A 25,881-nucleotide genomic window follows, 5' to 3' on the forward strand; every position below is an offset into this window, starting at 1 on the left:
AAGAGCCTCCATTCGTAATGTATGCGAATGGGCGCCGTTGTGCGTTTAGTGTCTGGCCGATGACAGCCAAGCAACGCCCCATCCGAGCCTGACAGGTTGAACCTGCTGCAGCGCCCCTCGGACAGGTGGCGGGAAAACGGTACCAGGTTGAGGTTACCGTTTTGAAACGGGGGCGATTATAGCGGGCTATGCGGATCTTCCAAAGTCTTTCTGTTGTTCGATGTCCGAACGGTAATCGAGACCATAGTCGATGGTTAATAGAGCTCTAGCCCGGGGTCTGCCAAGATAGCGCCCATCATTCGGCAAGACGCTCAGGAGTGAATATGAATTTCCACACCCGCAAATGGGTTAAACCAGAAGACCTCAACCCCAATGGCACCCTGTTCGGCGGTAGCCTGTTGCGCTGGATCGACGAAGAGGCGGCGATTTACGCCATCGTCCAGTTGGGCAACCAGCGCGTCGTCACCAAGTACATTTCGGAAATCAACTTCGTCAGCGCCTCGCGCCAGGGCGACATCATCGAACTGGGCATCACTGCCACCGAATTCGGTCGCACCTCGATCACCCTGACCTGTGAAGTGCGCAACAAGATCACCCGCAAAAGCATCCTCACCGTTGAAAAAATGGTGTTTGTGAACCTCGGTGAAGACGGTCTGCCGGCGCCCCACGGCCGCACCGAGATCAAGTACGTCAAAGACCAGTTCAAGGACGAAGTGCCGGTCGGCAAGTGATGCCAGCCTGCTCGCGATGGCGCCATGTGCATCCCCGCCGAAATCTCGGTGAGGCCGCGCCGAGGCCATCGCCGGCAAACCGGTTCCTACAAAAGCGCCGACATCGCCGCAACGACTGAACAGCTCCGAACCGCAAGGGTCGTAACTAAATCGCACGCCAGCGGTTCAGGAGCCCCATGGACACTCAAAAAGACGGCAAGACCCCCGACCTCTCGGTGAAAGAACAACATGAGGTCGAAAAAAGCCAGCCGCCGCGCGCGGCGGTGCTGCACGAAATCATCCGCACCCAGGGCGATCAGGAGCTTGAGCGCAGCATCGCCGCGCTGTGGTGGTCGGCGCTGGCCGCCGGCCTGACCATGGGCCTTTCCCTGATGGGCATGGGCTTGCTCAATTCCCGGCTGCCAGCGGGTGAAGGCTTCAAGGTGATTGCCAGTTTCGGTTACTGCGCGGGTTTTCTCGCGGTGATCCTCGCCCGCCAACAGTTGTTCACCGAAAACACCCTGACCGCCGTACTGCCGATCATGAGCAAGCCCACGCTGGCCAACTTCGGTCGATTGCTCAGGCTGTGGACGGTGGTGCTGGTCGGCAATCTGTGCGGCACCTTGCTGGTGGCCTACGTCATGCTGGAGCTGCCGATCTTCGACAGCAAAACCGACGTGGCCTTTCTCGACATCGGGCGCAAGGTCATGGAGAACGATGCCAGCCAGATGTTCGCCAAGGGCATCGTCTCCGGCTGGATGATCGCCACCATGGTCTGGATGATTCCATCCATGGAGAGCGCCAAGATGTGGATCATCATCCTCATCACCTACCTCATGGCCCTGGGGGATTTCACCCACATCGTGGTCGGTTCGGCGGAGGTTTCCTACCTGGTGTTCGCCGGCGAGCTGCCGTGGAAGGATTTCTGGCTGGTGTTCGCCGGGCCGACGCTGGCGGGGAACATCATCGGTGGCAGCTTCATCTTCGCGCTGATCAGTCATGCGCAAATTCGTAGCGAAGGCGATGCACCAAAGGAAGCGGCGGACCGAGACCGGGAGTCCGATCCGCAGAAGGTCGAAAAGTGATCAGGCCACCAAGGCCAAGGCTCAACCGGGCACATTGACCACGGCGGCATTGCGCCGCTGCAGATAGATGAAATACAGCGCTGTCAGTACGGTCAAGCCGCTGACCAGCGCGCCCGTCCAGGGCAGGTCGGCCAGGTCGGCACCGCTGGCCACCACCAGGCCGCCGATCCAGGCGCCCGCTGCGTTGCCGAGATTGAATGCGCTCTGATTCAGGGTCGAACCCAGGTTTGGTGCCTCATGGGCCTGATCGATGATCAGCAATTGAAGGATCGGGCACAGGGCGAAGGCAAAGATTCCCCACAGCACCAGCGTGATGGCGGCCGGGATCACCGAGTGGCTGGTCTGGCTGAACGCAGCCAATACCACCACCACGGCCAGCGCCATGCCGACCAGTGACGGCAGCAGGCGGCTGTCGGCCAGGCGCCCGCCGAGCATGCTGCCTGCCGTCAAACCGACGCCGAACAACAGCAGCATGAGGGTCACGCCGTGGGGGCTGACGCCGGTGATGTCCTGCAGGATCGGCGCAATGTAGGTGAACACGCTGAACAGACTGGTCGATGCCAACACGCTCATGCCCAGCGCGAGCAGCACATTGGTTTTTCCCAGCACCTTGAATTCGCTGGCCAGGTTGGCTTTGTCCATGGCGATGTTCCTGGGCAGCCACACCCACTGAGCAATCGCGGCGATCACGCCGATCACCGACACCGCCCAGAAGGTCGATCGCCAGCCGGCATATTGACCGAGCGCCGTGCCCAGTGGCACGCCGAGCACGTTGGCCAGGGTCAGGCCGGTGAACATCATGGCAATCGCCTGGGCCCGTTTGTTCGGCGCCACCAGTCCGGCGGCCACCACTGAGCCGATGCCGAAGAATGCACCGTGACAGAGCGCCGTAATCACTCGCGCGGCCATCAGCGTGGCGTAGTTCGGCGCCAACGCGCAAAGCATGTTGCCCAGAATGAACATCAGCGTCATGCCCAGCAGCGTGGCCTTTCGCGGCATGTTCGCCGTGCCGACGGCAAGGATCGGCGCACCGAACACTACGCCCAGTGCATAGCCGGTGATCAGCAATCCGGCATGAGGAATGCTCACGGCCAGATCGCGGGCGACGTCGGGCAACAGGCCCATGATGACGAATTCGGTGGTGCCGATGCCGAACGCGGCAACAGCGAGGGCAAGCAAAGCGAGTGGCATGCGCAAGGTCTCTGTCGGTAGTCTTGACGCTGTGATCAGGCATACGCGCGCCAACGTCCGTTCTCGATGAGAGCGGGCAGGGGCAGATTTTATTGGAATTGGTCTGTGCGCAACTGAGTGCGGCGTGGTCGCTTGCAGTATAAACAGCCGCTGACCTATGGCGAATCAATTATCTGCCCGAATACTGTAGGAGCGAGCCTGTCGAATCGTCGCACCGTCGCGATGGACGTGAACGAAGACGCGTAGGCACTGGCTGGCTGCGTTGCCTTCACGTTTTTCGCGAGCAGGCTCGCTTCTACAGGTTGGGGTTCAACAAAAGGAGTGTGCCGTGTTTGCAACAGCACTGGTGTTGGTAGCGGCGCTGTTGCACGCGGCGTGGAATACCCTGATCAAATTCAGCGCCGAACGGCTGCTGGTGGTGGCCTGCATGGACAGCGTGGCGTTGCTCTTTGTCGCCATCATGCTGCCGTTCGTGGCGTTGCCGCCGCTGGACATCTGGCCGTGGATCCTGGCGTCAGCCGCGTTCGAGTTGCTCTATCGCTACTTGCTGATCCAGGCCTATCGGGTCGGCGACCTGGGGTTGGTCTATCCCCTGATGCGAGGCTTGTCGCCGCTGGTGGTGCTGGCGCTGACCCTGATCTTTGCCGGTGAGTCGCTGACGGATCAGCAGATTTTCGGGATTCTGTTGATCCCGCTCGGCATGTTGTGCCTGCTTTGGCAGGGCGGCGGCGGTGCGCGTTTGCCGTGGTCGATGTTGCCGGTGGTGGCGCTGATTGGCTTGTGCATCGGTTGCTACACCTACATTGACGGCCAGGCGCTGCGGCGCTGGTCGCATCCGCTGGATTACCTGGTCTGGGTGACGTTGCTCAGTGCCTGGCCATTTCCGTTGCTGGCCTGGGTGAGCAAGCGGCCGGCATTCAAGCTGTTTTGGCGTGAGCAGTGGCGATTGGGGCTGGCGGTCGGGTTCTGCGTATTGTTCAGCTACGCTCTGGTGCTGTGGGCCATGCAGTTGGGCTCGATTGCCGAAGCGGCGGCGTTGCGCGAGATCAGTGTGATTCTGGTGGTGCTGTTCGGCATGCGCTATCTGAAAGAACCTTTTGGCAGACCTCGGCTCTTAGCCTGTGGGCTGGTGTTGGTTGGCATGCTGGTCATGAAGTTCTGACCGGCCCGCGAGGGAGCCCGATTGTCTATAACGTGAAGAAAGGACTGCTCTATGACGGTTGCTCTATGGTGCATTTTGATTGCGATTTTCCTGCCCTATCTGTGCACGGGTATCGCCAAGGCCAGTGGCAGGTACAACCTGAAAGACAACCATGACCCCCGGGATTTTCTCGAGTCGCTCAATGGTTTGGGTCGACGCGCACACGCGGCGCAACTGAACGGCTTCGAAGTGACCCCGGCGTTTGCGGCGGCCGTGATCGTGGCGCACCTGGTCGGCAATGCCGAACTGGTGACGATCAATGTGCTGTCGGTGTTGTTCATCACCAGTCGGCTGCTTTACATCATTTGCTATCTGGCGGACTGGGCGATTTTGCGGTCGCTGGTCTGGCTGGTGGGAATGGGCCTGATTGTGTCGTTTTTTGTTGTGTCTGTTTGAATCTCCACTTCGCGAGCAGGCTCGCTCCCACAGGGGTATGCATTCCAATGTGGGAGCGAGCCTGCTCGCGAAAACTATCTAACGGCCAACGCTGGTCTCAGGGTTTGGTCTTTTCTGCATCAGCCACTTGCGGTACTTGTGGCAATGCCGCCCCTTTGGGCCACAGCATCCAGATCTGCCCCTGCTGCTTCATGTCCCCGGCCAATTGCCCGGCGGCGTCGCCCGTGCCCCAGAACAAGTCCGCACGTACTTCGCCGGCAATTGCGCCGCCGGTGTCCTGTGCCGCCACGGGGCGTACCAGTACCGTACCGTCTGGTTTGGTGGTGGACAACCACAACAGACTGCCCAGCGGAATCACTTTGCGATCCACCGCCGCGCTGTAACCCGCCGTCAGCGGCACGTTCAGCGAACCACGAGGCCCTTCGTTGCTGTCGGGGTTGCGGGTGAAAAACACGTAGCTGGGGTTGCTGCCCAGCAGTTCCGGAATGCGCGTCGGATTCGACTTGGCCCAGGTACTGATCGCACCCATGGTCACGTCTTCTTTCTTCAGTTCGCCTTGCTCGACCAGCCAGCGACCGATGGGTCGATACGGGTGGCCGTTCTGATCGGCATAAGCGATGCGCAACTGACGGCCACTGTCGAGCTGGATGCGACCCGATCCCTGGATTTGCAGGAATTGCAGGTTCATCGGGTCGGTCAGCCAGGCCACCACCGGCGCCTTGACGCCCTTGCTCTCGATGGTGGCTGCATCGTCATAGGGTTTGAGCACGCGACCTTCGAGCCGGCCCCGCAGGCGTTTGCCTTTGAGTTCCGGATAGATGCTGTCCAGAGAGACGATGATCATGTCTTCAGGCACGCCATACACCGGGATGTTCGCCGTTGCGGTCTGGGTCAGGCTGCCGGGGTACACCGGTTCGTAGTAGCCGGTGATCAGGCCGTTGGGGTTATCGTTGGCGGCGCGCAGGCCGTAGACATCAAGGTTCTGCTTGAGAAAGCCACGAATCTCGCTGGCGGTCTGCGGGACGTTGGCAGCCGCTGTGCAAGTCGTGCCCCAGACCGGGTCAGCCTTGAGTCGGGTACAAGCGCTGCGCCACGAGCCGAAGCCGGCGACAAGGTCGTTATCCGACACCGCCGGCAGCGCTTCCCACGTGGCACTGGAGTAGGTGGCCAGGGCGTGGGTTTTCGGTTTGTTGTTGTCACCACCGGTGCAGCCTGCGAGCAGGGCCACCATCGGCAGGGTCCAGGCCAGGCGGTGACGCCACGCCTTGAAACGGCTGTTCATGGAGTAATTTCCTTTGCCGGTTGCCTGAGTGCTCCATGCGCTCAGGCAACCCTTATCGATAATAGGGCTATTGGTGTTTGCTGTTGACGCGAGGATACTGGCCGCCGTTTCCAGTGACTTGAAGCCACCATGACTCTTAAAAGACTTTCTGTTGTATTGCTGGCCTGCCTGACGTTGACCGCTTGCGGCGGTGTCGATCCCAACTCGCCGCTCGGTCAGCGCAAGGCTATTTTCAAGCAGATGCTCAAGACCGGCGAAGACCTGGGCGGCATGTTGCGTGGCCGGATTCCGTTCGATGGCCAGAAATTCGCTGACGGTGCCGTGAAGCTCGACGCGTTGTCCCATGAGCCGTGGAAGCATTTTCCTCAAGTGCGCGAAGAAGATCACACCAGCGCCAAAAGCGATGTCTGGGAGCAGCAGGCACGCTTTCAGGGCATGGCCCGCGACCTTGAAACAGCGACCGGTGAACTGGTGATCGCCAGTCAGGTTCAGCCCTACAAGGCCGGCAACCTGGGGCCGGCGGTGCAGAAGGTCGAAGACGCCTGTAGCGCGTGTCATAAAGCGTTTCGGGATCATTGATCGGCGGTACCCGGTCTGATGTCTTCGCGAGCAGGCTCGCTCCTACAGATGAATGTGGACAACTGTGGGGGCGAGCCTGCTTGCGAAGGCCGATTTGGCAACACCAGAGATTCCTGATCGTTATCCGTTCTTACTTATCCAGCTCATCCAGTGCGTCCTGCAATTCCTTGCGGGACTCGGCGAGTTTGTCCTTGCGCTTGTTGATCTTGTCGGCATCGCCTTTCTTCATGGCCTTGTCGAGGTCGGCCTGACGCTTGCTGACGTCATGCTTGGCGTCGAGGACCCTGTTTTCCCGTTCCTTTTTCAATGAGGCATCGGTGCAATGTTCGGTGACTTCGCTCAGGGCTTTTTCCAGGCCGGCCTGCTGGTCCGCATTGCCGTGGGATTTGGCCAGTTCGATCTGATTGATGATGCCTTGCTTCTTGGCGGCGCAACCGGTCAGCTCCGGTGCCTCTTCGGCGGCCATCAGCGGGGCGGCCAACACGCTGCAGAGGGTCAACAGGGCGAGCGGTGAAAGAAATTTCATAAAAGCTCCAGGTGAAAAGGCAATCGGGTCGACGCAGCGATGGCTTGTTTGAGCGCATCGGTACCACAGGGTTCCCGCGCGGGCGGGCATCTGGATCGTTAAAACCCGTCGATCCCCACCTCACGCAAGGTTTCACTCAAGGCCAGAACCTGCGGGTCGCGGAAAAATGCGCTCAATTGCGCCGCGCGTCCCGGGCCGATACCGGCCTCGGCCTGCCATTGCTCGGTGTTTCGCTGGGCCAGTTCCTGCCAGGAGCCGGCAAGGTTCGCCTGGCCTGTCGGCGGCAAGCCCAGCGCTTTCAGCCAGCGTACAAAAGGGCGTTGCCGGGCACTGTTGAAACTGTCCACGAGACGAGCGGCACTGCGCTCGCCGAAACCGTCAATGTTAGCAAGCTCTTGAGCATCGAGGGTCAACCAATCCAACAGGTTGTTCAGATGGCCTGTTGCAAGAAGTCTTTCCCAGGTGCCGGGGCCGACTTGGGGCAAGGCCAGGCCCTGCTTGCCACTGAGCCAGGACAGGCGCGCGAGAAACTGACTTTCGCAGCCCGGCGTCGGTTGCCAGCAACTGAGCGGATGAAAGTCTTCTGCCGCCGGCACCCTCAATTCGGGTCGTACGGTGCTACGCAATACAACGCCATCCAGCCTCGGAATGGTCAAGCCCGCCAGGCTGATGGCGACCTGGTCGCCCGGGCGAATATCCAGGGTTTGCCAGCGTTGCAGGGAGCCTGCGCTGACGCGTTTGATTTGCCGGTCATCGAGTGTCACCGGTGTCAGCTCCAGCAATGGGGTGATGCGCCCGGTCCGGCCGACCTTGAAATGCACCTTGCGCACTTCGGCCAGGGCCTGGGCGAAGGGGTATTTCCAGGCGGCGATCCAATACGGCGGTTTGGCCTGCCAGCGTTCGGCAGGCGGGCGCTGTTCCTGACGCAGGACGATGCCATCACTGGCAAAGGGCAGGGGCGAGCGGTACCAGTGATCACGCCAGCGCTCGGCGTCGGCAAAACCATCGATCGGCTGGCTGTAGGCGGCGGTATCCGGGAAGCCCAGCGCATTCAGGGCCGCATGGCGGGCGAGCAATATCGCGGGCCCCTGTGGCCAGTCCCAGACAAACAGGCCGATACCCGCCGCCTGTCCGGCGTCCAGCACCTTGCGGGCCATCAGGCCGGCCACCTTGGTGCGGGCGTTGAGGCTGCCGGCTTGAACTTGTACGTGGTCGGTCAGGCCCCAGTAGAGTTCGCCTTGCACCAGCAAATCCCGTGGTTGCGACAGTTGTCCGGGAATGGCCGGGATCTGGCGCGCCGTGGCCGTCCAGTCCTGGCCACTTACGCCGTCGCCGCGACTGATGGCCTTTACCAGCAGGCCATTGCGATACACCAGGGTGACCGCCACGCCGTCGACTTTGGGTTGAACCCAGACATCGGAGCGGCCGCGCAGCCAATGCTCGACGGCGCGGGCGTCGCGCAGTTTTTCCAGGCCAGTGTGCACGATGGGGTGGGGAACCGTGCCGCGCGCGGTGCGCAGTGGTTCTGTGGACGAACCGAGCTTGAAGCATTGGCGCCATTCGGCAAGGCGTGTCCGGGATTGGTCATACAGCTCATCGGCGACCAGCGAGCGACCCTGGCGGTGATAGTGATCGTCCCAGGTTTCGATTTGCTTTTGCAGAGCGGTGATTTCGATCAAGGCCCGTTCAGCAGGCCAGTCGGGGCATTGGTCTGCATGGGCGTTCAGGCAGGAGAAAATGAGCAGGCAGGTGAAAGACAGGCACAGGTTGCGGAACATCGTGAGCGTCCTTGCTCATGGGGGTGTTTGAAAGCTAGGTCATTAATGATGGGTGCGAGGAGCGGGAGTTTTGCCGGGTATTTCTGCGGGCAGTGCCGGCCTCTTCCCGGGCAAGCCTGTTCCCACAGGGTTCGATGATGTACGCAGAATATGCCTCCCCCCAAAAAAATCCTTGCTCGCGAAGGCGGCAATACGATGAGAACGCATAAAAAAGCCCCGCACGGCGAACCGTGCAGGGCTTTTGGGTACCGCGGGAAGGCTTACAGGCCGGCAGCAGAACGCAGTGCTTCGGCGCGGTCGGTTTTTTCCCAGGTGAATGTGGTGAAAGTGTCGTCGCCCACAGTCTTGGTCGCCGGGGTACGACCGAAGTGGCCGTATGCAGCGGTTTCCTGGTACATCGGGTGCAGCAGGTCGAGCATCTTGGTGATGGCGTATGGGCGCAGGTCGAAGACTTCGCGGACCAGTTTGACGATTTTTTCGTCGCTGATCTTGCCGGTGCCGAAGGTGTTCAACGAGATCGAAGTCGGCTGAGCGACGCCGATGGCGTAGGAAACCTGGATCTCGCAGCGCTCGGCCAGGCCGGCAGCGACGATATTCTTGGCGACATAACGGCCGGCGTAGGCAGCCGAACGGTCAACCTTCGATGGATCCTTGCCGGAGAACGCGCCACCGCCGTGACGGGCCATGCCGCCGTAGCTGTCAACGATGATCTTGCGACCGGTCAGGCCGCAGTCGCCCACCGGGCCACCGATGATGAACTGACCAGTCGGGTTGATGTGGAACTGGGTGTCCTTGGACAGCAGTTCGGCAGGCAGCACGTGCTTGACGATCAGCTCCATCACGCCTTCGCGCAGGTCGTTGTACGACACTTCCGGGTTGTGCTGGGTCGACAGAACAACGGCGTCGATGCCGACCACCTTGCCGTTTTCGTAACGGCAGGTCACTTGCGACTTGGCGTCCGGACGCAGCCAAGGCAGCAGGCCGGATTTACGGGCTTCGGCTTGCCTTTGTACAAGCTGGTGCGAGAACGTGATCGGTGCAGGCATCAGCACGTCGGTTTCGTTGCTGGCGTAGCCGAACATCAGGCCCTGGTCGCCAGCGCCTTGATCTTCAGGCTTGGCACGGTCAACGCCCTGGTTGATGTCAGGGGACTGCTTGCCGATGATGTTCATCACGCCGCAGGTCGCACCGTCGAAGCCGACGTTGGAGCTGGTGTAGCCGATGTCGATGATCACGTCACGGACGATCTGCTCCAGGTCAACCCAGGCCGAGGTGGTGACTTCGCCGGCGATGATCGCCACGCCCGTTTTCACCAGAGTCTCGCACGCCACACGGGCGAACTTGTCTTCAGCAATGATGGCGTCCAGCACCGCATCAGAAATCTGGTCGGCGATTTTGTCCGGATGCCCTTCAGACACGGACTCGGAGGTGAAAAGGGAGTATTCGCTCATCTCGATGTTTTCCTGATATTTACCGATGGTGAGTGTTGCCAGCCGGTCGCTGAAAATGGCGGACCTGGATCTGGAAACCATTACGTAAGCCTACATAGAGGCTTTCCCCGGGAACGAGTCCCGCAGCGGTGGCCCAACGGGCCAGATCGTCCTGTTCAAACCCCAACCAGAGATCACCGCAGGCCTCCCTGGCCCAACTCTGGTTGTGGCTACATAACTCTGTCACTAACAGGCTACCGCCTGGTTTCAGCAAGTCGGCCATGCGCTTGAGCGCTTCGGCCGGCGCGGCGAAATGGTGCAACACCATGTTCAATACAACGCAATTTGCCGTCAGGCTGACGCCGTTCAATGCATCGGCCAGTTGCAGGGTAACGTTAGCCAGCGCATCGCGTTCGCAAACCTGGCGGGCCAGTTCAAGCATCGCCGGGCTGTTGTCCAGCGCGGTGACCTGTGTGAAGCGGCGCGCCAGTTCCGGCAGAAACGCGCCGTCGCCGGGGCCGACTTCAATCGCCGAGGCGCCAGCGCCGAAGCTCAGTTTGTCGAGCAAGGCCACCACGCTTTCGCGGTACTGCGGCAGGCCTGCGATCAAGTCTTGCTGGGCGCGAAACTTCTCCGCGACCCGTGAAAAAAAATCCTGGCTGGCTGCTGCCCGTTGCCCGTGGACCAGAGTGATCCGTGACTGCACATCGACAGGCAAGGACAGGTTGTCCACTTCTTCGAGCAAGGCTGCGTGCAGCTTGCCGCCCAGCAGTTCGGTGTGGGGCAGGGCGCGACGGTAGAAAATCGCATTGCCTTCACGGCGGGTCGCCACCAGGTCGGCCTGGGCCAGGACCTTGAGGTGATGACTCATGCCTGACTGGCCGATGCCGAAGATCTGCGCCAGTTCCAGTACGCCAAACGAGTCGTTGGCCAGGGCGCGCAATACATTCAACCGCAGAGGATCGCCGCCAGCCTTGCACAAGGCTGCCAGCTCATCGCAATCGTCATGTTGAATGGAAGGCACGCGTAAATTCATAAGGCCGGCAGTCTAGACACGCGTCGAAAACACCGCAAGGGCAATATCAAAAAGTTTTGATATTGCTCGATGGATGGCACTTCTTGCGAGGTGGTTAACTCTACAAACGGACAGCGGAAAGGTTTCATCAGGCGAAAGCGCCGCAATCCATGGGAAAAACGCCCCCAGATGACTATCTGTCATTGCCCCGAGGCGTCCGTGTGAGGGAAAATGCTCGCCTTTTTTCCGTTTCATTTTTATCACTCTCGATTCAGAACCCGCAGGAGATCAGCGATGCCCAGCCGTCGTGAGCGTGCCAATGCCATTCGTGCACTCAGCATGGATGCCGTGCAAAAAGCCAACAGCGGCCATCCCGGTGCCCCTATGGGTATGGCAGATATCGCCGAAGTGCTTTGGCGCGACTACCTCAAGCACAATCCGACCAATCCATCGTTCGCCGACCGTGACCGCTTCGTGCTGTCCAACGGTCATGGTTCGATGTTGATCTATTCGCTACTGCACCTGACCGGCTACGACCTGTCGATCGACGACCTGAAGCAGTTCCGTCAACTGCACAGCCGCACCCCGGGCCACCCGGAATTCGGTTACACCCCCGGCGTCGAGACCACCACCGGTCCACTGGGCCAGGGCCTGGCCAACGCGGTGGGTTTTGCCCTGGCTGAAAAAGTCATGGCGGCCCAGTTCAACCGTCCAGGGCACAACATCGTCGACCACCACACCTACGTGTTCCTGGGTGATGGCTGCATGATGGAAGGTATTTCCCACGAAGTCGCTTCCCTGGCCGGTACCCTGGGCCTGGGCAAACTGATTGCCTTCTACGATGACAACGGCATTTCCATCGACGGCGAAGTCGAAGGCTGGTTCACCGACGACACGCCGAAGCGTTTCGAAGCCTACAACTGGCAAGTGATCCGCAATGTCGACGGTCACGACCCGGAAGAAATCAAGACCGCGATCGAGACGGCACGCAAAAGCTCGCAGCCGACCCTGATCTGCTGCAAGACCACCATCGGCTTCGGTTCGCCGAACAAGCAAGGCAAGGAAGACTGCCACGGCGCCCCGCTGGGTGACGCGGAAATCGCCCTGACCCGTGCGGCGCTGAAGTGGAACCACGGCCCGTTCGAAATCCCGGCCGACATCTATGCCGAGTGGGACGCCAAGGAAGCCGGCCGCGCCGTCGAAGCCGAGTGGGACCAGCGTTTCGCGGCCTATTCCGTCGCTTTCCCGACTGAAGCCAACGAACTGATCCGTCGCCTCAGCGGCGAACTGCCGGCAGACTTCAGCGAAAAGGCCGATGCCTACATCGCCGAAGTGGCCGCCAAAGGCGAAACCATCGCCAGCCGCAAGGCCAGCCAGAACGCGCTGAACGCGTTCGGTCCGCTGCTGCCTGAGTTCCTCGGCGGTTCGGCTGACCTGGCCGGTTCCAACCTGACCCTGTGGAAAGGCTGCAAGGGCGTCACCGCTGACGACGCCAGTGGCAACTACATGTACTACGGTGTGCGCGAATTCGGCATGACCGCCATCATGAACGGCGTTGCCCTGCACGGTGGCCTGGTGCCTTACGGCGCGACCTTCCTGATGTTCATGGAATATGCCCGCAATGCCGTGCGCATGTCGGCCCTGATGAAGCAGCGCGTGATCCATGTCTACACCCACGACTCCATCGGACTGGGCGAAGACGGTCCGACTCACCAGCCAATTGAGCAACTGGCCAGCCTGCGCTGCACACCGAACCTCGACACCTGGCGCCCAGCCGATGCCGTTGAATCGGCGGTGAGCTGGAAGTATGCGCTGGAGCGTAAAGACGGTCCTTCGGCCCTGATTTTCTCGCGTCAGAACCTGCAGCATCAAACCCGTTCTGCCCTGCAGATCGCCGACATCAGCCGCGGTGGCTACGTGTTGAAGGATTGCGCGGGCGAGCCTGAGCTGATCCTGATCGCCACCGGTTCGGAAGTCGGCCTGGCCGTTCAGGCCTTCGACAAACTGACCGAGCAGGGCCGCAAGGTGCGTGTGGTTTCCATGCCGTGCACCAGCGTGTTCGATGCCCAGGACGCCGGCTACAAGCAGTCGGTTCTGCCATTGCAAGTCAGCGCCCGTATCGCCATCGAGGCCGCTCACGCGGACTACTGGTACAAGTACGTCGGCCTGGAAGGTCGCGTGATCGGCATGACCACCTACGGCGAGTCGGCGCCTGCGCCTGCCTTGTTCGAAGAGTTCGGCTTCACCCTGGAAAACATCCTGGGTCAGGCTGAAGAACTGCTGGAAGACTGATCCAGAAGTTGCGTCGTCTGTTCTGACGCCATCGCTGGCAAGCCAGCTCCCACAGGAATCTCCAGTGAACACGTATCTTGTGAGCACCAGAAAAACCTGTGGGAGCGGGCTTGCCAGCGATAACGGTAGGTCAGGCGATGCTGCACTAACGGATTCACCACGGTAATCGAGAACCCCATGCCTCAACCGCGTCCCTACAAAGTTGCACTCAACGGCTACGGCCGGATTGGTCGTTGCGTCTTGCGTGCGTTGTTCGAGCGAGGCGAGAAGGCCGGGTTTGAAATTGTCGCGATCAACGATCTGGCCGACATGGCCAGCATCGAATACCTGACACGCTTCGACTCCACCCACGGGCGCTTTCCCGGCGAGGTGAAGGTCGACGGCGATTGTCTGCATATCAATGGCGACTGCGTGAAGGTCCTGCGCAGTGCCACCCCCGAAGGCATCGATTGGGCGTCCCTGGGCGTCGATCTGGTGCTGGAGTGCTCCGGCGCCTACCACACCCGTGCAGACGGCCAGCGTTTCCTCGGCGCCGGCGCCCCCCGGGTGCTGTTTTCCCAGCCGATGGCCAGCGAGTCGGATGTCGACGCCACCATCGTCTACGGCGTGAACCAGGATTGCCTGACCGGTGATGAACTGCTGGTGTCCAACGCGTCCTGCACCACCAACTGCGGCGTGCCGTTGTTGCGCCTGCTGGATCAGGCCATTGGCCTGGAGTATGTGTCGATCACCACCATTCACTCGGCGATGAACGATCAGCCGGTGATCGATGCGTATCACCATGAAGACCTGCGCCGCACCCGCTCGGCGTTTCAGTCGGTGATTCCGGTGTCCACTGGTCTGGCGCGCGGCATCGAACGGCTGTTGCCGGAACTTGCCGGGCGAATTCAGGCCAAAGCCGTACGTGTGCCAACGGTTAACGTGTCTTGCCTCGACATTACGATGCAGACCGTCAGCGATACCGACGCCGCCGAGGTCAACCGGATCCTGCGCGAGGCTGCCACCAGCGGCCCGCTCAAAGGCCTGTTGGCCTACACCGAGTTGCCTCACGCAAGCTGTGATTTCAATCATGACCCACATTCGGCCATCGTCGATGCCAGTCAGACCCGTGTTTCCGGCCCCCGGCTGGTCAACATCCTGGCCTGGTTCGACAACGAATGGGGTTTTGCCAACCGAATGCTGGATGTAGCAGAGCATTATCTGCAAACAGCTACTTCACTTTCTGTCTCTACAAAACAGTAACTCAGGAAATGCGACCCATGACCGTGTTGAAGATGTCCGACCTCGATCTGCAAGGTAAGCGCGTATTGATCCGCGAAGACCTCAACGTCCCAGTCAAGGACGGAGTAGTCACCAGCGACGCGCGAATCCTGGCTTCGCTGCCGACCATCAAGCTGGCCCTGGAAAAAGGCGCGGCCGTGATGGTTTGCTCGCACCTTGGCCGTCCGACCGAAGGCGAGTTCTCGGCCGAGAACAGCCTCAAGCCAGTTGCCGACTACCTGAGCAAGGCTCTGGGCCGTGAAGTGCCGCTGGTGGCTGACTACCTGGGTGGCGTCGACGTCAAGGCCGGCGACATCGTGCTGTTCGAAAACGTGCGCTTCAACAAGGGCGAGAAAAAGAACGCTGACGAACTGGCCAAGCAATACGCCGCCCTGTGCGACGTGTTCGTGATGGACGCCTTCGGCACCGCTCACCGTGCCGAGGGTTCGACCCACGGCGTGGCCAAGTTCGCCAAAATCGCTGCGGCAGGTCCCCTGCTGGCCGCCGAGCTGGACGCACTGGGCAAGGCCCTGGGCGCTCCGGCCAAGCCAATGGCCGCCATCGTCGCTGGCTCCAAGGTGTCGACCAAACTCGACGTACTGAACAGCTTGAGCCAGATCTGCGACCAGTTGATCGTCGGTGGCGGCATCGCCAATACCTTCCTTGCGGCTGCCGGTCACCCGGTCGGCAAATCCCTGTACGAGCCGGACCTGCTCGACACCGCCCGCGCCATCGCCGCCAAGGTCAGCGTACCGCTGCCGGTGGACGTGGTGGTGGCCAAGGAGTTCGCCGAAAGCGCCGAAGCTACCGTCAAGCTGATCGCCGACGTCGCTGCCGACGACATGATCCTGGACATCGGCCCACAGACCGCAGCGAATTTCGCCGAGCTGCTGAAATCGTCGAAAACCATCCTGTGGAACGGTCCGGTCGGCGTGTTCGAGTTCGATCAGTTCGGTAACGGCACCAAAGTGCTGGCCCAGGCCATCGCGGACAGCGCGGCGTTCTCCATCGCTGGCGGCGGCGACACCCTGGCGGCTATCGATAAGTATGGCGTTGCCGACCAAATCTCCTACATTTCTACCGGTGGAGGCGCGTTCCTCGAATTCGTCGAAGGCAAAGTGCTGCCAGCCGTTGAAGTCCTGGAAAGCCGGGCCAAGGCCTGAGGGTCGCCCGTTTGTCCAGGCAAGGGAGTGTTCACATGGTCAAGACGCTAGCGCTGTTGATCGTCGCGGGCTCACTGGCGGCTTGCGGGAGTAACCCGAAAGCCACGCCGGACCCTGCGCCGGTTGCACCCCGGAACGGCTGCTACCAGGCCGAGTGGCAGGCGGAGACCAATCCGGTGATCAACAAGCGTTCCGGGCCCGATGGCCTGGACAAGTACGAGACACAGACGCCCGCCAAGGAACGTGGTTGCCCTTGACGGGTCTGACTGATTACTCAGGGCTGGCGGCGTGGCTGTCAGTCGAGGAGCACGGATGAAAGGTTTTATCGCCGTTGCGGCGTTGGCGTTGTTGGCTGGTTGCGCTCAGTTGAACCTGTTCCAGTCCTCCGCTCCTGTGGATAACTGGACTACCTGGACCTGCGACAGCCAGGCCAAAGTGCTTTGGCGCTACACCGACGACAGCCGCAAGGAAGTCGACGTGCGCCTGGGCGGTGCCGATCAGGTTTACCGCTTGAAGCAGGAGCCGGGCGCGTCCGGTTCGTTGTACAGCGACAACATGCTGGCGTTTCACATAAAAGGTGAGGAAGGCCTGGTTTACTGGGTCGCCACCAATGATTTGATTGGCCGTGGCTGTAAGGCGCAATAAACGGACTACGCCGTACCTGTAGGCGCGAGCTTGCTCGCGATGGTCGTTAACGATAACGCTGGCTGTCTGGTTAAACGCGTTGTCCCGAAGTCCATCGCGAGCAGGCTCGCTCCCACAGGGATCTTTGTAGTTCTTGAGGTTTTGGTAACACCGAATTCGCAGCCGGGGATTAACCCCCGATCTGCAATAACTTGAATAGCCGCCGCCGCTACGGCAGGCTGGCACGATTAACGACCCAAACCGGGAGAGACACACACAATGGCACTTATCAGCATGCGCCAGATGCTGGACCACGCAGCCGAGTTCGGCTACGGCGTTCCAGCCTTCAACGTCAACAACCTTGAGCAGATGCGCGCCATCATGGAAGCCGCTGACAAGACTGACTCCCCGGTGATCGTCCAGGCTTCGGCCGGTGCCCGCAAATACGCCGGCGCGCCGTTCCTGCGTCACCTGATCCTGGCGGCAATCGAAGAATTCCCGCACATCCCGGTGTGCATGCACCAGGACCACGGCACCAGCCCTGACGTCTGCCAGCGTTCCATCCAGCTGGGCTTCAGCTCGGTGATGATGGACGGTTCCCTGGGCGAAGACGGCAAGACCCCGACCGACTACGACTACAACGTCCGTGTGACCCAACAAACCGTAGCCATGGCTCACGCCTGCGGCGTTTCGGTAGAAGGCGAGCTGGGCTGCCTGGGTTCGCTGGAAACCGGTATGGCCGGTGAAGAAGACGGCATCGGCGCCGAAGGCGTTCTGGATCACAGCCAGATGCTGACCGACCCGGAAGAAGCCGCTGACTTCGTCAAGCGCACTCAGGTCGATGCCCTGGCCATCGCCATCGGCACCAGCCACGGCGCCTACAAGTTCACCAAGCCACCTACCGGCGACGTGCTGGCGATCGACCGCATCAAGGAAATCCACAAGCGCATCCCGAACACTCACCTGGTGATGCACGGTTCGTCTTCGGTTCCGCAAGAGTGGCTGGCGATCATCAACCAGTACGGCGGCGACATCAAAGAAACCTACGGCGTACCGGTTGAAGAAATCGTCGAAGGCATCAAGCACGGCGTGCGCAAGGTCAACATCGACACCGACCTGCGTCTGGCATCCACTGGCGCAATGCGTCGCCTGATGGCCACCAACCCGAGCGAATTCGACCCGCGTAAATTCTTCGGCGCCACCGTAACCGCCATGCGCGACGTGTGCATCGCTCGCTACGAAGCCTTCGGCACCGCGGGCAACGCTTCGAAGATCAAGCCGATCTCCCTGGAAGCGATGTTCCAGCGTTACCTGAAAGGTGAGTTGAACGCCAAGGTCAACTAAGACTTCAGCGTTTGAATTGCATGAAAAACCCGTCGGAAGGCGGGTTTTTTTTGTGGGTGAAGACCTGGTGGCGGCAAGCTCCCTCGCCACAATGAGTCCGAGCTATTTATCGTGATCGATATCCAGCTTGCTGAACGTCACCATCCCGCCCTCGCTGGTGTATCCGGTGTTGTCCTGCACATACACCCCGGCCTTGAAGTACAACGGTTTGTTGCGCCACGTCGCGCTGATATTGGTGTCCCACTGGTAACCCGCCGCACTGATGCCCAGTGCGCCGCCGGGGCTGAGGTGGATGAGGTAGGAGAACTGCTGATTGAGTTTCACCCCGGTGGCGATGGTGATCACCCGGCCCTCATCGTCATCGGGGTGCATGCGCACTTTGGCGACGATGTTGCCGGTCAAGGTCTTGGTCTTGTACTGGTACTCGACCTTCACCAGGGGCTTCTGGCTTTCATAGGCATGGATCTGGCCAATCACGATCTTGCCCGAACTGGGTACCTGGTTCACCGCCAGGGTGGCGCGCAGGGAGTTGTCGGCGTCCGGGTAGTACCAGTTTTTCAGCGTGCCATTGCTGTAGGTTTCCCGCAGCTCGGTGCGCGGGTAGATGGCGTTTTCAGTGCGCGAGCCGGTCACCGGGGACCAGAAAAACAGCGTGCCGGTGTCGGAATGGAAGTATTGATCCTTGAAGCCGTTCACCAGTTTGGAGGTTTCGACGGTGTACGGCGGGCTGCCGACGGGAACGCTGAGGTTCCAGGTTGCGAGGTCGATCATAGTCAGAAGCTTCCACGATTTTTACTGCACGCACGTGCCAATCGCTCTAGCACGCGCATTTTGGGCGGTCTTTATAAGCGTATAGGGCTATTTTGTTAATGCCCGTCCGGCAGTTGGTTGGCGTCAACATCCTGTCGAAATGCCATCTTTGCCGGTTTTAGCGGTCTTCAGCGCCGACCGTTAGTCGGCAAATGGACGCTTCAGTTAAATGATGGCGCTCTGACACCTTCTGCTTTTCTGGATCGAGGTCTAGAGTAAAGACTGAGTATTTGTCCGGTTTCGCCAGAACCCGGCCTGACGTCCCGAATATAGAGAAGCAGCATGGAATGCGCCCACCTCAAGCCAGCCGAAGGCAGCTCAACCTTATTAATCGTCGACGATTACCCTGAAAACCTGATCAGCCTGCGCGCGTTGTTGCAGCGCCAGGATTGGCACGTCATCACTGCTGCATCGGGTTTCGAGGCCCTTGGCCTGTTGCTTGAACACGAAGTCGACCTGGTATTGCTGGATGTACAGATGCCGGGCATGGATGGATTTGAAGTCGCGCGCCTGATGCGTGGCAGCCAACGAACCCGACTGACACCGATTATTTTTCTCACCGCCAACGAGCAGTCCAAGGATGCCGTGATCAAGGGCTATGCCAGTGGCGCGGTGGATTACCTGTTCAAGCCATTCGATCCGCAGATTCTCAAGCCCAAGGTTCAGGCGTTGCTCGAGCACCAGCGCAATCGCCGGGAGTTGCAGCGCCTGAGCCATGACCTGGAGGTCGCTCGCGCCTTCAATGCCTCGGTATTGGATAACGCCGCCGAGGGCATTCTGGTGGTCGGCGACGACGGCCGGATCGGCTTTGCCAACCCGGCGATCTCGCGGCTGCTCAATGCTCCGGTGCGAGAGCTGCAAGGCAGGGAGTTCCTGGATTTCCTGCAAAAACCACATGTCCCGGTCTGGGCCGATTCGGATCTGTTGGCCGGGTATAAGCGCGGCGAAACGTTACGCCTGCACGATGCGCTGTTGCGTACCGCGCCGGGACAGCAGGTGTCGGTGGCGCTGTCCTGTGCGCCGTTGCCCGCCGAACAGCGGGCGATGGTGGTGACGATTCAGGATATGTCGGTGGTGCGTCACCTGCATCAGCAGCTGGAATCCCAAGCGGTCACCGACCCGCTCACCGGGCTGCTCAATCGCCGCGGTTTTTACCAGACGGTGGAAAATCTGCTGCTGCGCGGCGAACGCACCGACAGTGCCTGGGTGCTGTTGTATCTGGACCTCGATGGCTTCAAGCGGGTCAACGACTCCCTCGGTCACGATGCCGGCGACCGGGTGCTGCGTTGGGTGTCCGAGCAACTGAAGGCCTGCCTGCGGCCGTTCGATGTCCTGGCACGCATGGGCGGCGACGAATTCACCGCCTTTCTGGACCTGGAATTCCCCGAGCAGGCGGCCAAGATCGCGGAAAAACTGATTGAGCGGGTTTCGATTTGTCAGCAAATCGATGGCCTGGATATCGCCCTGGGCGCGAGCATCGGTATCGCCACGTTTCCGGATTGCGGCGCTAATCTCGACGGTTTGTTGCGGGCTTCCGACATCGCCATGTACGAAGCCAAGCGCGCCGGGCGTCAGCAGTATCGTTTTTACGATCATGAAATGAACGGCCGGGCACGCTCGCGGTTGATGCTCGAAGAAAGTGTGCGCACGGCCATCGAAAATCGCGATTTCAACCTGGTGTATCAACCCCAGGTGTCCATCGCCGACGGGCAGATTCGTGGCTTCGAGGCGTTGCTGCGCTGGCAGCACCCCAGCGTTGGCGATGTGCCGCCTGGACTGTTCTTGCCGTTGCTGGAAGAGGCGCGGTTGATCAGCCGCCTGGGCAGCTGGATTTACCATCGCGGTGCCGGGCAGCGCAAAGCCTGGGAAGCGCTGTTTGCCGAGGATCTGGTGCTGGGCGTCAGTTTGAGCAGCACCCAATTCGCCATGCCTAATCTGGTCACCGAGTTGCGTCAGGTGCTGGATCGTCATGGCTTGCAGGCGCGTCATCTGGAGGTCGAGGTGACGGAAGCGGCCTTGATGCATCATCCCGAAGAGACCCGCAAACAGCTGCGGTTGCTGCGCAATCTTGGAGTCCGGGTCGCGCTGGATGATTTCGGTTCCGGCCCGTGTTCGCTGGCTCATTTGCGCGATCTGGAACTGGATACGCTCAAACTTGACCGCCATTTGATCGCGCGGCTACCGGACTCTTCGCGGGATGCGGCGCTGGTGCGCAGTGTCATCGAGCTGTGCAAGCACTACGGCATGCTGGTGATTGCCGAAGGGGTGGAAACCGTTGCGCAGTACAACTGGCTGCAAGCCAATGGTTGCGAGTATGTGCAGGGTTTTCTGGTGTCGCGTCCGATGATGGCCGAAGACACCGGCCACTTTGTGCAGCCGTTTGACTGGAGCGCGCTGACTCATTGAATTCGCTACACTGGCGACCTTTTCGTCACTTGTGTTGCCGCACCGATGACCGCGTTGAAATACCTCCAGGCTTACCCCGCCACGCTGCAGGACCAGGTACGCCAGTTGATCGCTGACGGTCGACTGGGCGACTACCTGAGCCAGCGTTACCCGCAAAAGCATGACGTGCAGAGCGATAAGGCGCTGTACACCTACGCGCTCGACCTCAAGCAGGAATACCTGCGCAACGCCCCGGCCATCGACAAGGTGTTGTTCGACAACCGTCTGGACCTGACGCACCGCGCGCTCGGCCTGCACACCACGATTTCCCGGGTGCAGGGTGGCAAGCTCAAGGCCAAGAAAGAAATTCGCATCGCCTCGCTGTTCAAGGAGGCGCCTTGCGAATTTCTGAAAATGATCGTGGTGCACGAGTTGGCGCACTTCAAGGAATCCGATCACAACAAGGCGTTCTACAAACTGTGCGAACACATGCTGCCGGGCTATCACCAGGTGGAGTTCGATGTGCGGGTCTACCTGACCTGGCGGGATATGCAATAAAAAGAAAAGGATCGTCAGATGGATGTCAGCAAGACCAAAAGCAGCTTCTACCGTCGCCTGTACGTGGCGTACTTGATCGACAGCGGGTTGGCCAGCAGCGTTCCGGCGTTGACCGAGGTGACTGGCATGCCTCGGCGTACGGCCCAGGACACCATCGCCGCGTTGGCGGATCTGGATATCGTTTGCGAGTTCGAGCAGGAAGAGGGCGCACGCAACCACGCCGGGCGCTATCGGATTCGCGAGTGGGGAGCGATCGATCGGGGATGGATCGAGCGCAATTTGCGGCAGATCAAGGCGGTGCTGGAGTATCCCTGAGATATGTGGCGCCGGTGATGACGCCATCGCGGGCAAGCCACGCTCCCACAAGGTTTGTGTCGTTTGCTAAAAACCTGTGGGAGTTGGCTTGCCAGCGATGGGGCCCTTACTGACGACGCATCCCGATGTGTGGAATGCCATCCTCGACGTATTCCTCACCGGCCACCACAAACCCGTAGCGCCCGTAGTACCCCTGCAAATGCGCCTGGGCCGAGAGGTAGATCGGGACGTCGGGCCAGTACTTTTCGGCCTGTTTCAGCGCCTGGGCCATCAGCTCGTGACCCAGCCCGGTACCTCGTGCGGCGGGGGCAATGACCACTCGCCCGATCACCACGTCGCCGCCCTGTCGCTCGGGGTCCAGCAGTCGCAGATAGGCCACCAGGCGATCGCCGTCCCACGCCATCAAATGGCAGGTGTCACCTTCCAGGTCCTGGCCATCGATATCCTGATAGATGCATTTCTGTTCGACGACGAACACCTCGGCACGCAGCTGCAGAATGGCGTACAGCTGTTCCTTGCCCAGATCGCTGTGGTGTTTGCAGACCCAATCGATTGTCATGTCCTGATTCCCTGAAAACGTCTTCGGGATATTAAGCGTCCCGACGCTGGATGTCTTTATGGCGGAGAAATCTGTGACAAAGACCAAAATGCCATCATTCATTTTTCGCGCCCCTGTCATCTTTGTGTAATCTGGGTTCAAGCGATGTGCAGTGGCTTCAATGAGCTAATGTTTAGTGCCTGGGTGTGCCGGTACGGGGCTTGGAGTTTGGCTGAAAAACACGTCGGGCGGCCCGCCCGCTAAGGATTTTCTAGCATGCCGCGATTGCATCGAGCCTTTGCTTTGATTGGATTGTTGTTGCTGATGCAAAGTGCAGCGGCCGACAAGCTGCGCCTGGTGGCAGATGTCTGGCCACCGTTTACCGACGCCACGCTGGTCAATGGTGGGTTGGCTACCGATATTGTCAGTACCGCCCTGGCGCGTGCCGGCTATGCCAGTGAGTTCGAGCAGGTGCCTTGGGCACGTGCACTGCTGGGCGTGGGCGAGGGCCGCTACGACGTGCTGGTCAACGCCTGGTACAACGACGAACGCACAAGGATCGGCCAGTTCTCCGCTGGGTACCTGATCAATCGCATACGCTTTCTCAAGCGCAAGGACGCGCCAATCGAATTCAACGATCTGCAGCAACTGCACGGTTATCCGATTGCGGTCGTGCGTGGCTACGCCTATTCGGCGGCGTTCGATGAAGACGAATCACTGCAGAAGATCCCGGTACACGGCTTTGCCATGGCCGTGCGCATGGTCGCCGCCTCCAGGGTCAAGCTGACCCTGGAGGACGAGTACGTCGCCCGGTATTACCTGGCTCGTGAGTCGCCCAAGGTGCGCAACGCCGTGGAGTTTCTGCCCAAGTCCCTGAGCGAGAACAGCCTGCATATTCTGGTCAGCCTGAAGAACCCGCAGCATGAACAGATCGTTGCCGGTTTCGACCGCGAGATCGCGGCGATGAAGGCGGATGGGAGTTATGAGCGGTTGATGAAGCAGCATGGGATGTAGGCATTGTGGCGGGGCTGATGGCCTCATCGCTGGCAAGCCAGCTCCCACAGTGTCCGGTGGGTTACATAGGGTTTGTGTCCAACCCATTTCCCTGTGGGTTACATAGGGTTTGTGTCCAACCCAATTCCCTGTGGGAGCTGGCTTGCCAGCGATGACGTCCGTCAGGACGCTGCAGCCCTCAATCCTCGCTCGTATCCTTGATCAAATGGGCCGCCAGCGTCCGTAGTGGTCCCAGTTGCCGGCAGATCAATGCCAGTTGAGTCTGCACCAGCCGCTGGCCTTCATCGATTTCATCGGGCATCTGCTCAAGCTCATTGGCCAGCGCTTCTTCCTCATCGCTCTGAATGGCAATCGCCGATTTACTGGCAAGGCCTTGGGCGATTTCGTCGATGCTGGTGGCCAGTTTCACGCCGGCCCCTTCGATCAAGTGCTCGCGCACATCGGCTGGCAACTGCGTTTCCCGGTGCGCCCCCAGGCCTGACAGGTAGCTGAGCAAGGTGTGCGACAGCACCAGAAAACGGAAACCCACATCCGCTTCCTTACGGAAATACCCCGGTTCCATCAGCATGTTCGCCAGCGTGGTCGACAGCGCAGCGTCGGCGTTGTGCGCGTTGCGCCGGGCCAGGCGATACGCCAGGTCGTCGCTTTTGCCGGCGGCGTATTGCTGCATGATCTGGCGCAGGTAAATGCTGTTGCAGGACAGGGTGTTGGCCAGCACTTTGTTCAGGCGCCGACCCTGCCAGTCCGGGAGGAACAGGAACACCGCCAGGCCGGCGATCAGGCCGCCGAGCAAGGTGTCGAACAGCCGTGGCAAAAACAATCCGTAGCCATCACCCACCTGGTTGAAGCAGAACAGCACCATCAAGGTAATCGCCGCCGTGGCCACGGTGTAGCGGGTGGTGCGGTTGGTAAAGAACACCACTCCGGCGGCAATCGCGAAGCAGGACTGGATCAACGGATTGGGGAACAGGTCGAACAGCGCCCAGGCCAGGGTCAGGCCGATGGCGGTGCCGATGATCCGTTGACCGAGTTTGCGCCGGGTCGCGCCGTAGTTCGGCTGACAGACAAAGAGCGTGGTCAGGATGATCCAGTAGCCCTGGGACGGGTGAATCAAATGCACCATCGCGTAGCCGATGCTCAAGGCCAGAGGCAAGCGCAGGGCGTGGCGGAACAGCAGGGACGTCGGGGTCAACTGCGTGCGCAGGCGTACCCAGACATCCTTGAGGTTACGTGGCGAGCGGTCGAGCAGGCTGCTGTCGGTGGCGTCGGCCAGGGCGTCGGGGTTGCTCGCATCGCTGAGCAAGCGGTCGAGGGTGCCGAGGTTGGCGGCCAGTGCCCGCAACGAGCGCAACAAACCGCGCCAGGCCGGATTGCTCTGGATGCGCAGATGTTCGAGGGAGGCATGCAGGTCGCTCAGGGCTTCGGCGAAGCTCGCGTCATAGATGAACGGCTGGCGCATCTGGATCGATTCGGCCAGCGCCCGGCAGGCCTTGCCTTGCTGGCGCAGCAGGCGTTGGCAGCGGAACAGCACGTCGCTGTGGAAGAATGCCTCGGCCAGCGCGTTATACGGGTAGTGCGAGGAGCTGGCGCGTTCGTGGATGTCCTGGGCGAGAAAGTACAGCTTCAGGTAACGGCTGAGTTTCGAGCCCGGCCGTCCGTTGCCGACCCGGTGCAGGATGATTTCCTTGGCGCTATTCAGCGCGGCGACCACGCGACCGTTTTGCTGGGCCAGTTCCAGTCGTCGTGCTTCCACGTCCAACTGGCGGATCGGCTCGAACAGCGACGATTTCAACTTCAGGTAAAAACCCAATTCCCGGAACAGCCGCGCCAGGCTTTGCTGCACCGGCTGGTTGGAGAACAGCGCCTGCCACAACACCGACAGAAAACCGTACCAGGCCGCACCGGCCACCAGCAGCACAGGTTCGTGCCAGAAATCGGTCACCGCACCGCCGCGCTGGTCGACGCCGATCATGGTGTAGACCGACAGAATCAACGTCGCCGAAGCAATGGTGCCATAGCGTTCGCCGAGGGCGCCGAGCATGGTCAGGCAGAAGGCCGCCAGGGCGAAGGCGATGCTGAACAGGATGGGGTAGGGGAAGAGCAGTTCGACCGACAGCGCGGCGACCATGAAACACACCAGCGTCACCGCCAGCGCATTGAGGCGGCCTTGCCAACTGTCGTCGGTCTCGGCCAGGGCGCTGGCGATAATCCCCAGGAACAGCGGGATCAACAGCCCCATTTCATCCTGATACCAACACAGCGCCATGGTGCCGGTCAGGGCGATGAACACCCGCACGCTGTAACTGAATTTATCCAGCGCCCAAAGGCGCCGCAAAGACTGACGAAACGAGGTCGATGACATGAAGTGCGAGGGCCTTCCGAGGC

The 25,881-nt window shown here is 60.4% G+C and carries 25 protein-coding genes and 1 riboswitch; of the genes, 15 read left to right on the forward strand and 10 right to left on the reverse strand.

What is annotated here, in order from left to right:
* Positions 1-22: 22 nt before the first annotated feature.
* A riboswitch (S-adenosyl-L-homocysteine riboswitch) is annotated at positions 23-125 on the reverse strand.
* A gap of 198 nt (positions 126-323) precedes the next feature.
* The gene (locus JQF37_RS19385) at positions 324-731 is read left to right on the forward strand and encodes a hotdog domain-containing protein (RefSeq protein ID WP_130206599.1); all 408 of its coding nucleotides are present in this window, start codon (positions 324-326) and stop codon (positions 729-731) included.
* A 176-nt stretch (positions 732-907) separates the two neighbouring features.
* The gene (locus JQF37_RS19390; protein ID WP_130206597.1) at positions 908-1,795 is read left to right on the forward strand and encodes a formate/nitrite transporter family protein; all 888 of its coding nucleotides are present in this window, start codon (positions 908-910) and stop codon (positions 1,793-1,795) included.
* 21 nt (positions 1,796-1,816) lie between these two features.
* Here the strand turns inward: JQF37_RS19390 and JQF37_RS19395 are convergent, their stop codons facing one another.
* Positions 1,817-2,986 (reverse strand): MFS transporter, encoded by a 1,170-nt coding sequence (locus tag JQF37_RS19395; protein ID WP_130206595.1) that lies wholly within the window; start codon positions 2,984-2,986, stop codon positions 1,817-1,819.
* A 328-nt stretch (positions 2,987-3,314) separates the two neighbouring features.
* Here JQF37_RS19395 and JQF37_RS19400 point away from each other — a divergent pair, with 328 nt between their 5' ends.
* Positions 3,315-4,148 (forward strand): EamA family transporter, encoded by an 834-nt coding sequence (locus JQF37_RS19400; protein WP_130206593.1) that lies wholly within the window; start codon positions 3,315-3,317, stop codon positions 4,146-4,148.
* A 51-nt stretch (positions 4,149-4,199) separates the two neighbouring features.
* On the forward strand, positions 4,200-4,583 hold the full coding sequence (locus tag JQF37_RS19405; protein ID WP_090325967.1) for an MAPEG family protein: 384 nt from the start codon (positions 4,200-4,202) through the stop codon (positions 4,581-4,583).
* 97 nt (positions 4,584-4,680) lie between these two features.
* Here JQF37_RS19405 and JQF37_RS19410 read toward each other — a convergent pair whose 3' ends face one another.
* Entirely contained in the window at positions 4,681-5,865 is a 1,185-nt protein-coding gene (locus tag JQF37_RS19410; protein WP_130206591.1) for an MltA domain-containing protein, read from the reverse strand.
* A 129-nt stretch (positions 5,866-5,994) separates the two neighbouring features.
* On the opposite strand from JQF37_RS19410, the gene JQF37_RS19415 reads away from it, so the two are divergent.
* Positions 5,995-6,444: a cytochrome c gene (locus JQF37_RS19415; protein ID WP_130206589.1), complete on the forward strand. Its 450-nt coding sequence runs from the start codon at positions 5,995-5,997 to the stop codon at positions 6,442-6,444.
* 130 nt (positions 6,445-6,574) lie between these two features.
* Here JQF37_RS19415 and JQF37_RS19420 read toward each other — a convergent pair whose 3' ends face one another.
* The 5 genes from JQF37_RS19420 to JQF37_RS19440 form a co-directional block, all read right to left on the reverse strand.
* Complete coding sequence (locus tag JQF37_RS19420) at positions 6,575-6,970, reverse strand: DUF1090 domain-containing protein (protein ID WP_130206587.1); 396 nt, start codon at positions 6,968-6,970, stop codon at positions 6,575-6,577.
* A gap of 98 nt (positions 6,971-7,068) precedes the next feature.
* The gene (gene ligB / locus JQF37_RS19425) at positions 7,069-8,748 is read right to left on the reverse strand and encodes an NAD-dependent DNA ligase LigB (protein ID WP_130206585.1); all 1,680 of its coding nucleotides are present in this window, start codon (positions 8,746-8,748) and stop codon (positions 7,069-7,071) included.
* 260 nt (positions 8,749-9,008) lie between these two features.
* On the reverse strand, positions 9,009-10,199 hold the full coding sequence (gene metK, locus JQF37_RS19430) for a methionine adenosyltransferase (protein WP_130206583.1): 1,191 nt from the start codon (positions 10,197-10,199) through the stop codon (positions 9,009-9,011).
* Positions 10,200-10,218: 19 nt separating this feature from the next.
* Positions 10,219-11,214 (reverse strand): metalloregulator ArsR/SmtB family transcription factor, encoded by a 996-nt coding sequence (locus JQF37_RS19435; protein WP_130206581.1) that lies wholly within the window; start codon positions 11,212-11,214, stop codon positions 10,219-10,221.
* A gap of 12 nt (positions 11,215-11,226) precedes the next feature.
* Positions 11,227-11,448: a hypothetical protein gene (locus JQF37_RS19440; protein WP_130206579.1), complete on the reverse strand. Its 222-nt coding sequence runs from the start codon at positions 11,446-11,448 to the stop codon at positions 11,227-11,229.
* 39 nt (positions 11,449-11,487) lie between these two features.
* On the opposite strand from JQF37_RS19440, the gene tkt reads away from it, so the two are divergent.
* The 6 genes from tkt (at position 11,488) to fba (ending at position 17,876) form a co-directional block, all read left to right on the forward strand.
* The gene (tkt, locus tag JQF37_RS19445) at positions 11,488-13,485 is read left to right on the forward strand and encodes a transketolase (protein ID WP_130206577.1); all 1,998 of its coding nucleotides are present in this window, start codon (positions 11,488-11,490) and stop codon (positions 13,483-13,485) included.
* A 177-nt stretch (positions 13,486-13,662) separates the two neighbouring features.
* On the forward strand, positions 13,663-14,727 hold the full coding sequence (gene epd / locus JQF37_RS19450; protein ID WP_130206575.1) for an erythrose-4-phosphate dehydrogenase: 1,065 nt from the start codon (positions 13,663-13,665) through the stop codon (positions 14,725-14,727).
* Positions 14,728-14,744: 17 nt separating this feature from the next.
* The gene (locus tag JQF37_RS19455) at positions 14,745-15,908 is read left to right on the forward strand and encodes a phosphoglycerate kinase (RefSeq protein ID WP_103402760.1); all 1,164 of its coding nucleotides are present in this window, start codon (positions 14,745-14,747) and stop codon (positions 15,906-15,908) included.
* A 35-nt stretch (positions 15,909-15,943) separates the two neighbouring features.
* Positions 15,944-16,165 carry a hypothetical protein gene (locus JQF37_RS19460; protein WP_130206573.1) on the forward strand — a complete coding sequence of 74 codons (222 nt, stop codon included), beginning with the start codon at positions 15,944-15,946 and terminating at the stop codon, positions 16,163-16,165.
* Between the two features lie 55 nt (positions 16,166-16,220).
* The gene (locus JQF37_RS19465; protein ID WP_047534398.1) at positions 16,221-16,553 is read left to right on the forward strand and encodes an MliC family protein; all 333 of its coding nucleotides are present in this window, start codon (positions 16,221-16,223) and stop codon (positions 16,551-16,553) included.
* 258 nt (positions 16,554-16,811) lie between these two features.
* Entirely contained in the window at positions 16,812-17,876 is a 1,065-nt protein-coding gene (gene fba, locus JQF37_RS19470; protein WP_019694035.1) for a class II fructose-bisphosphate aldolase, read from the forward strand.
* Between the two features lie 102 nt (positions 17,877-17,978).
* On the opposite strand, the gene JQF37_RS19475 is transcribed toward fba, so the two are convergent.
* Positions 17,979-18,647, reverse strand: coding sequence for a polysaccharide lyase family 7 protein (locus JQF37_RS19475; RefSeq protein ID WP_130206571.1), 669 nt, complete (start codon positions 18,645-18,647; stop codon positions 17,979-17,981).
* 321 nt (positions 18,648-18,968) lie between these two features.
* Between JQF37_RS19475 and JQF37_RS19480 the strand changes: the two genes are divergently transcribed.
* From JQF37_RS19480 to JQF37_RS19490, 3 genes are read left to right on the forward strand one after another with little or no spacing between them, the layout of a single operon-like run.
* Positions 18,969-21,092 (forward strand): EAL domain-containing protein, encoded by a 2,124-nt coding sequence (locus tag JQF37_RS19480; RefSeq protein WP_130206569.1) that lies wholly within the window; start codon positions 18,969-18,971, stop codon positions 21,090-21,092.
* Positions 21,093-21,137: 45 nt separating this feature from the next.
* A complete protein-coding gene (locus tag JQF37_RS19485) occupies positions 21,138-21,629 on the forward strand; it encodes a M48 family metallopeptidase (protein WP_130206567.1) in 492 nt (163 codons plus the stop codon).
* 18 nt (positions 21,630-21,647) lie between these two features.
* Entirely contained in the window at positions 21,648-21,944 is a 297-nt protein-coding gene (locus tag JQF37_RS19490; protein ID WP_007894945.1) for a winged helix-turn-helix domain-containing protein, read from the forward strand.
* 106 nt (positions 21,945-22,050) lie between these two features.
* Here JQF37_RS19490 and JQF37_RS19495 read toward each other — a convergent pair whose 3' ends face one another.
* Entirely contained in the window at positions 22,051-22,503 is a 453-nt protein-coding gene (locus tag JQF37_RS19495; protein ID WP_130206565.1) for a GNAT family N-acetyltransferase, read from the reverse strand.
* Positions 22,504-22,758: 255 nt separating this feature from the next.
* Between JQF37_RS19495 and JQF37_RS19500 the strand changes: the two genes are divergently transcribed.
* Positions 22,759-23,496: a transporter substrate-binding domain-containing protein gene (locus JQF37_RS19500; protein ID WP_130206563.1), complete on the forward strand. Its 738-nt coding sequence runs from the start codon at positions 22,759-22,761 to the stop codon at positions 23,494-23,496.
* A gap of 178 nt (positions 23,497-23,674) precedes the next feature.
* Here the strand turns inward: JQF37_RS19500 and yccS are convergent, their stop codons facing one another.
* The gene (yccS, locus tag JQF37_RS19505) at positions 23,675-25,858 is read right to left on the reverse strand and encodes a YccS family putative transporter (protein ID WP_130206561.1); all 2,184 of its coding nucleotides are present in this window, start codon (positions 25,856-25,858) and stop codon (positions 23,675-23,677) included.
* Positions 25,859-25,881: the final 23 nt, after the last annotated feature.

This window comes from Pseudomonas sp. MIL9 (assembly GCF_016887925.1).
Lineage (GTDB): Bacteria > Pseudomonadota > Gammaproteobacteria > Pseudomonadales > Pseudomonadaceae > Aquipseudomonas > Aquipseudomonas mohnii.

Coding starts and splice junctions, on each gene's coding strand:
- JQF37_RS19405 (WP_090325967.1), top strand. CDS start 4,200: ATGACGGTTGCTCTATGGTGCATTTTGATTGCGATTTTCCTGCCCTAT.
- JQF37_RS19495 (WP_130206565.1), bottom strand. CDS start 22,503: ATGACAATCGATTGGGTCTGCAAACACCACAGCGATCTGGGCAAGGAA.
- JQF37_RS19490 (WP_007894945.1), top strand. CDS start 21,648: ATGGATGTCAGCAAGACCAAAAGCAGCTTCTACCGTCGCCTGTACGTG.
- tkt (WP_130206577.1), top strand. CDS start 11,488: ATGCCCAGCCGTCGTGAGCGTGCCAATGCCATTCGTGCACTCAGCATG.
- ligB (WP_130206585.1), bottom strand. CDS start 8,748: ATGTTCCGCAACCTGTGCCTGTCTTTCACCTGCCTGCTCATTTTCTCC.
- JQF37_RS19410 (WP_130206591.1), bottom strand. CDS start 5,865: ATGAACAGCCGTTTCAAGGCGTGGCGTCACCGCCTGGCCTGGACCCTG.
- JQF37_RS19390 (WP_130206597.1), top strand. CDS start 908: ATGGACACTCAAAAAGACGGCAAGACCCCCGACCTCTCGGTGAAAGAA.
- JQF37_RS19500 (WP_130206563.1), top strand. CDS start 22,759: ATGCCGCGATTGCATCGAGCCTTTGCTTTGATTGGATTGTTGTTGCTG.
- yccS (WP_130206561.1), bottom strand. CDS start 25,858: ATGTCATCGACCTCGTTTCGTCAGTCTTTGCGGCGCCTTTGGGCGCTG.
- JQF37_RS19475 (WP_130206571.1), bottom strand. CDS start 18,647: ATGATCGACCTCGCAACCTGGAACCTCAGCGTTCCCGTCGGCAGCCCG.
- JQF37_RS19485 (WP_130206567.1), top strand. CDS start 21,138: ATGACCGCGTTGAAATACCTCCAGGCTTACCCCGCCACGCTGCAGGAC.
- JQF37_RS19440 (WP_130206579.1), bottom strand. CDS start 11,448: ATGAAACGGAAAAAAGGCGAGCATTTTCCCTCACACGGACGCCTCGGG.
- JQF37_RS19465 (WP_047534398.1), top strand. CDS start 16,221: ATGAAAGGTTTTATCGCCGTTGCGGCGTTGGCGTTGTTGGCTGGTTGC.
- JQF37_RS19395 (WP_130206595.1), bottom strand. CDS start 2,986: ATGCCACTCGCTTTGCTTGCCCTCGCTGTTGCCGCGTTCGGCATCGGC.
- metK (WP_130206583.1), bottom strand. CDS start 10,199: ATGAGCGAATACTCCCTTTTCACCTCCGAGTCCGTGTCTGAAGGGCAT.
- JQF37_RS19415 (WP_130206589.1), top strand. CDS start 5,995: ATGACTCTTAAAAGACTTTCTGTTGTATTGCTGGCCTGCCTGACGTTG.
- fba (WP_019694035.1), top strand. CDS start 16,812: ATGGCACTTATCAGCATGCGCCAGATGCTGGACCACGCAGCCGAGTTC.
- JQF37_RS19435 (WP_130206581.1), bottom strand. CDS start 11,214: ATGAATTTACGCGTGCCTTCCATTCAACATGACGATTGCGATGAGCTG.
- epd (WP_130206575.1), top strand. CDS start 13,663: ATGCCTCAACCGCGTCCCTACAAAGTTGCACTCAACGGCTACGGCCGG.
- JQF37_RS19460 (WP_130206573.1), top strand. CDS start 15,944: ATGGTCAAGACGCTAGCGCTGTTGATCGTCGCGGGCTCACTGGCGGCT.
- JQF37_RS19420 (WP_130206587.1), bottom strand. CDS start 6,970: ATGAAATTTCTTTCACCGCTCGCCCTGTTGACCCTCTGCAGCGTGTTG.
- JQF37_RS19385 (WP_130206599.1), top strand. CDS start 324: ATGAATTTCCACACCCGCAAATGGGTTAAACCAGAAGACCTCAACCCC.
- JQF37_RS19455 (WP_103402760.1), top strand. CDS start 14,745: ATGACCGTGTTGAAGATGTCCGACCTCGATCTGCAAGGTAAGCGCGTA.
- JQF37_RS19480 (WP_130206569.1), top strand. CDS start 18,969: ATGGAATGCGCCCACCTCAAGCCAGCCGAAGGCAGCTCAACCTTATTA.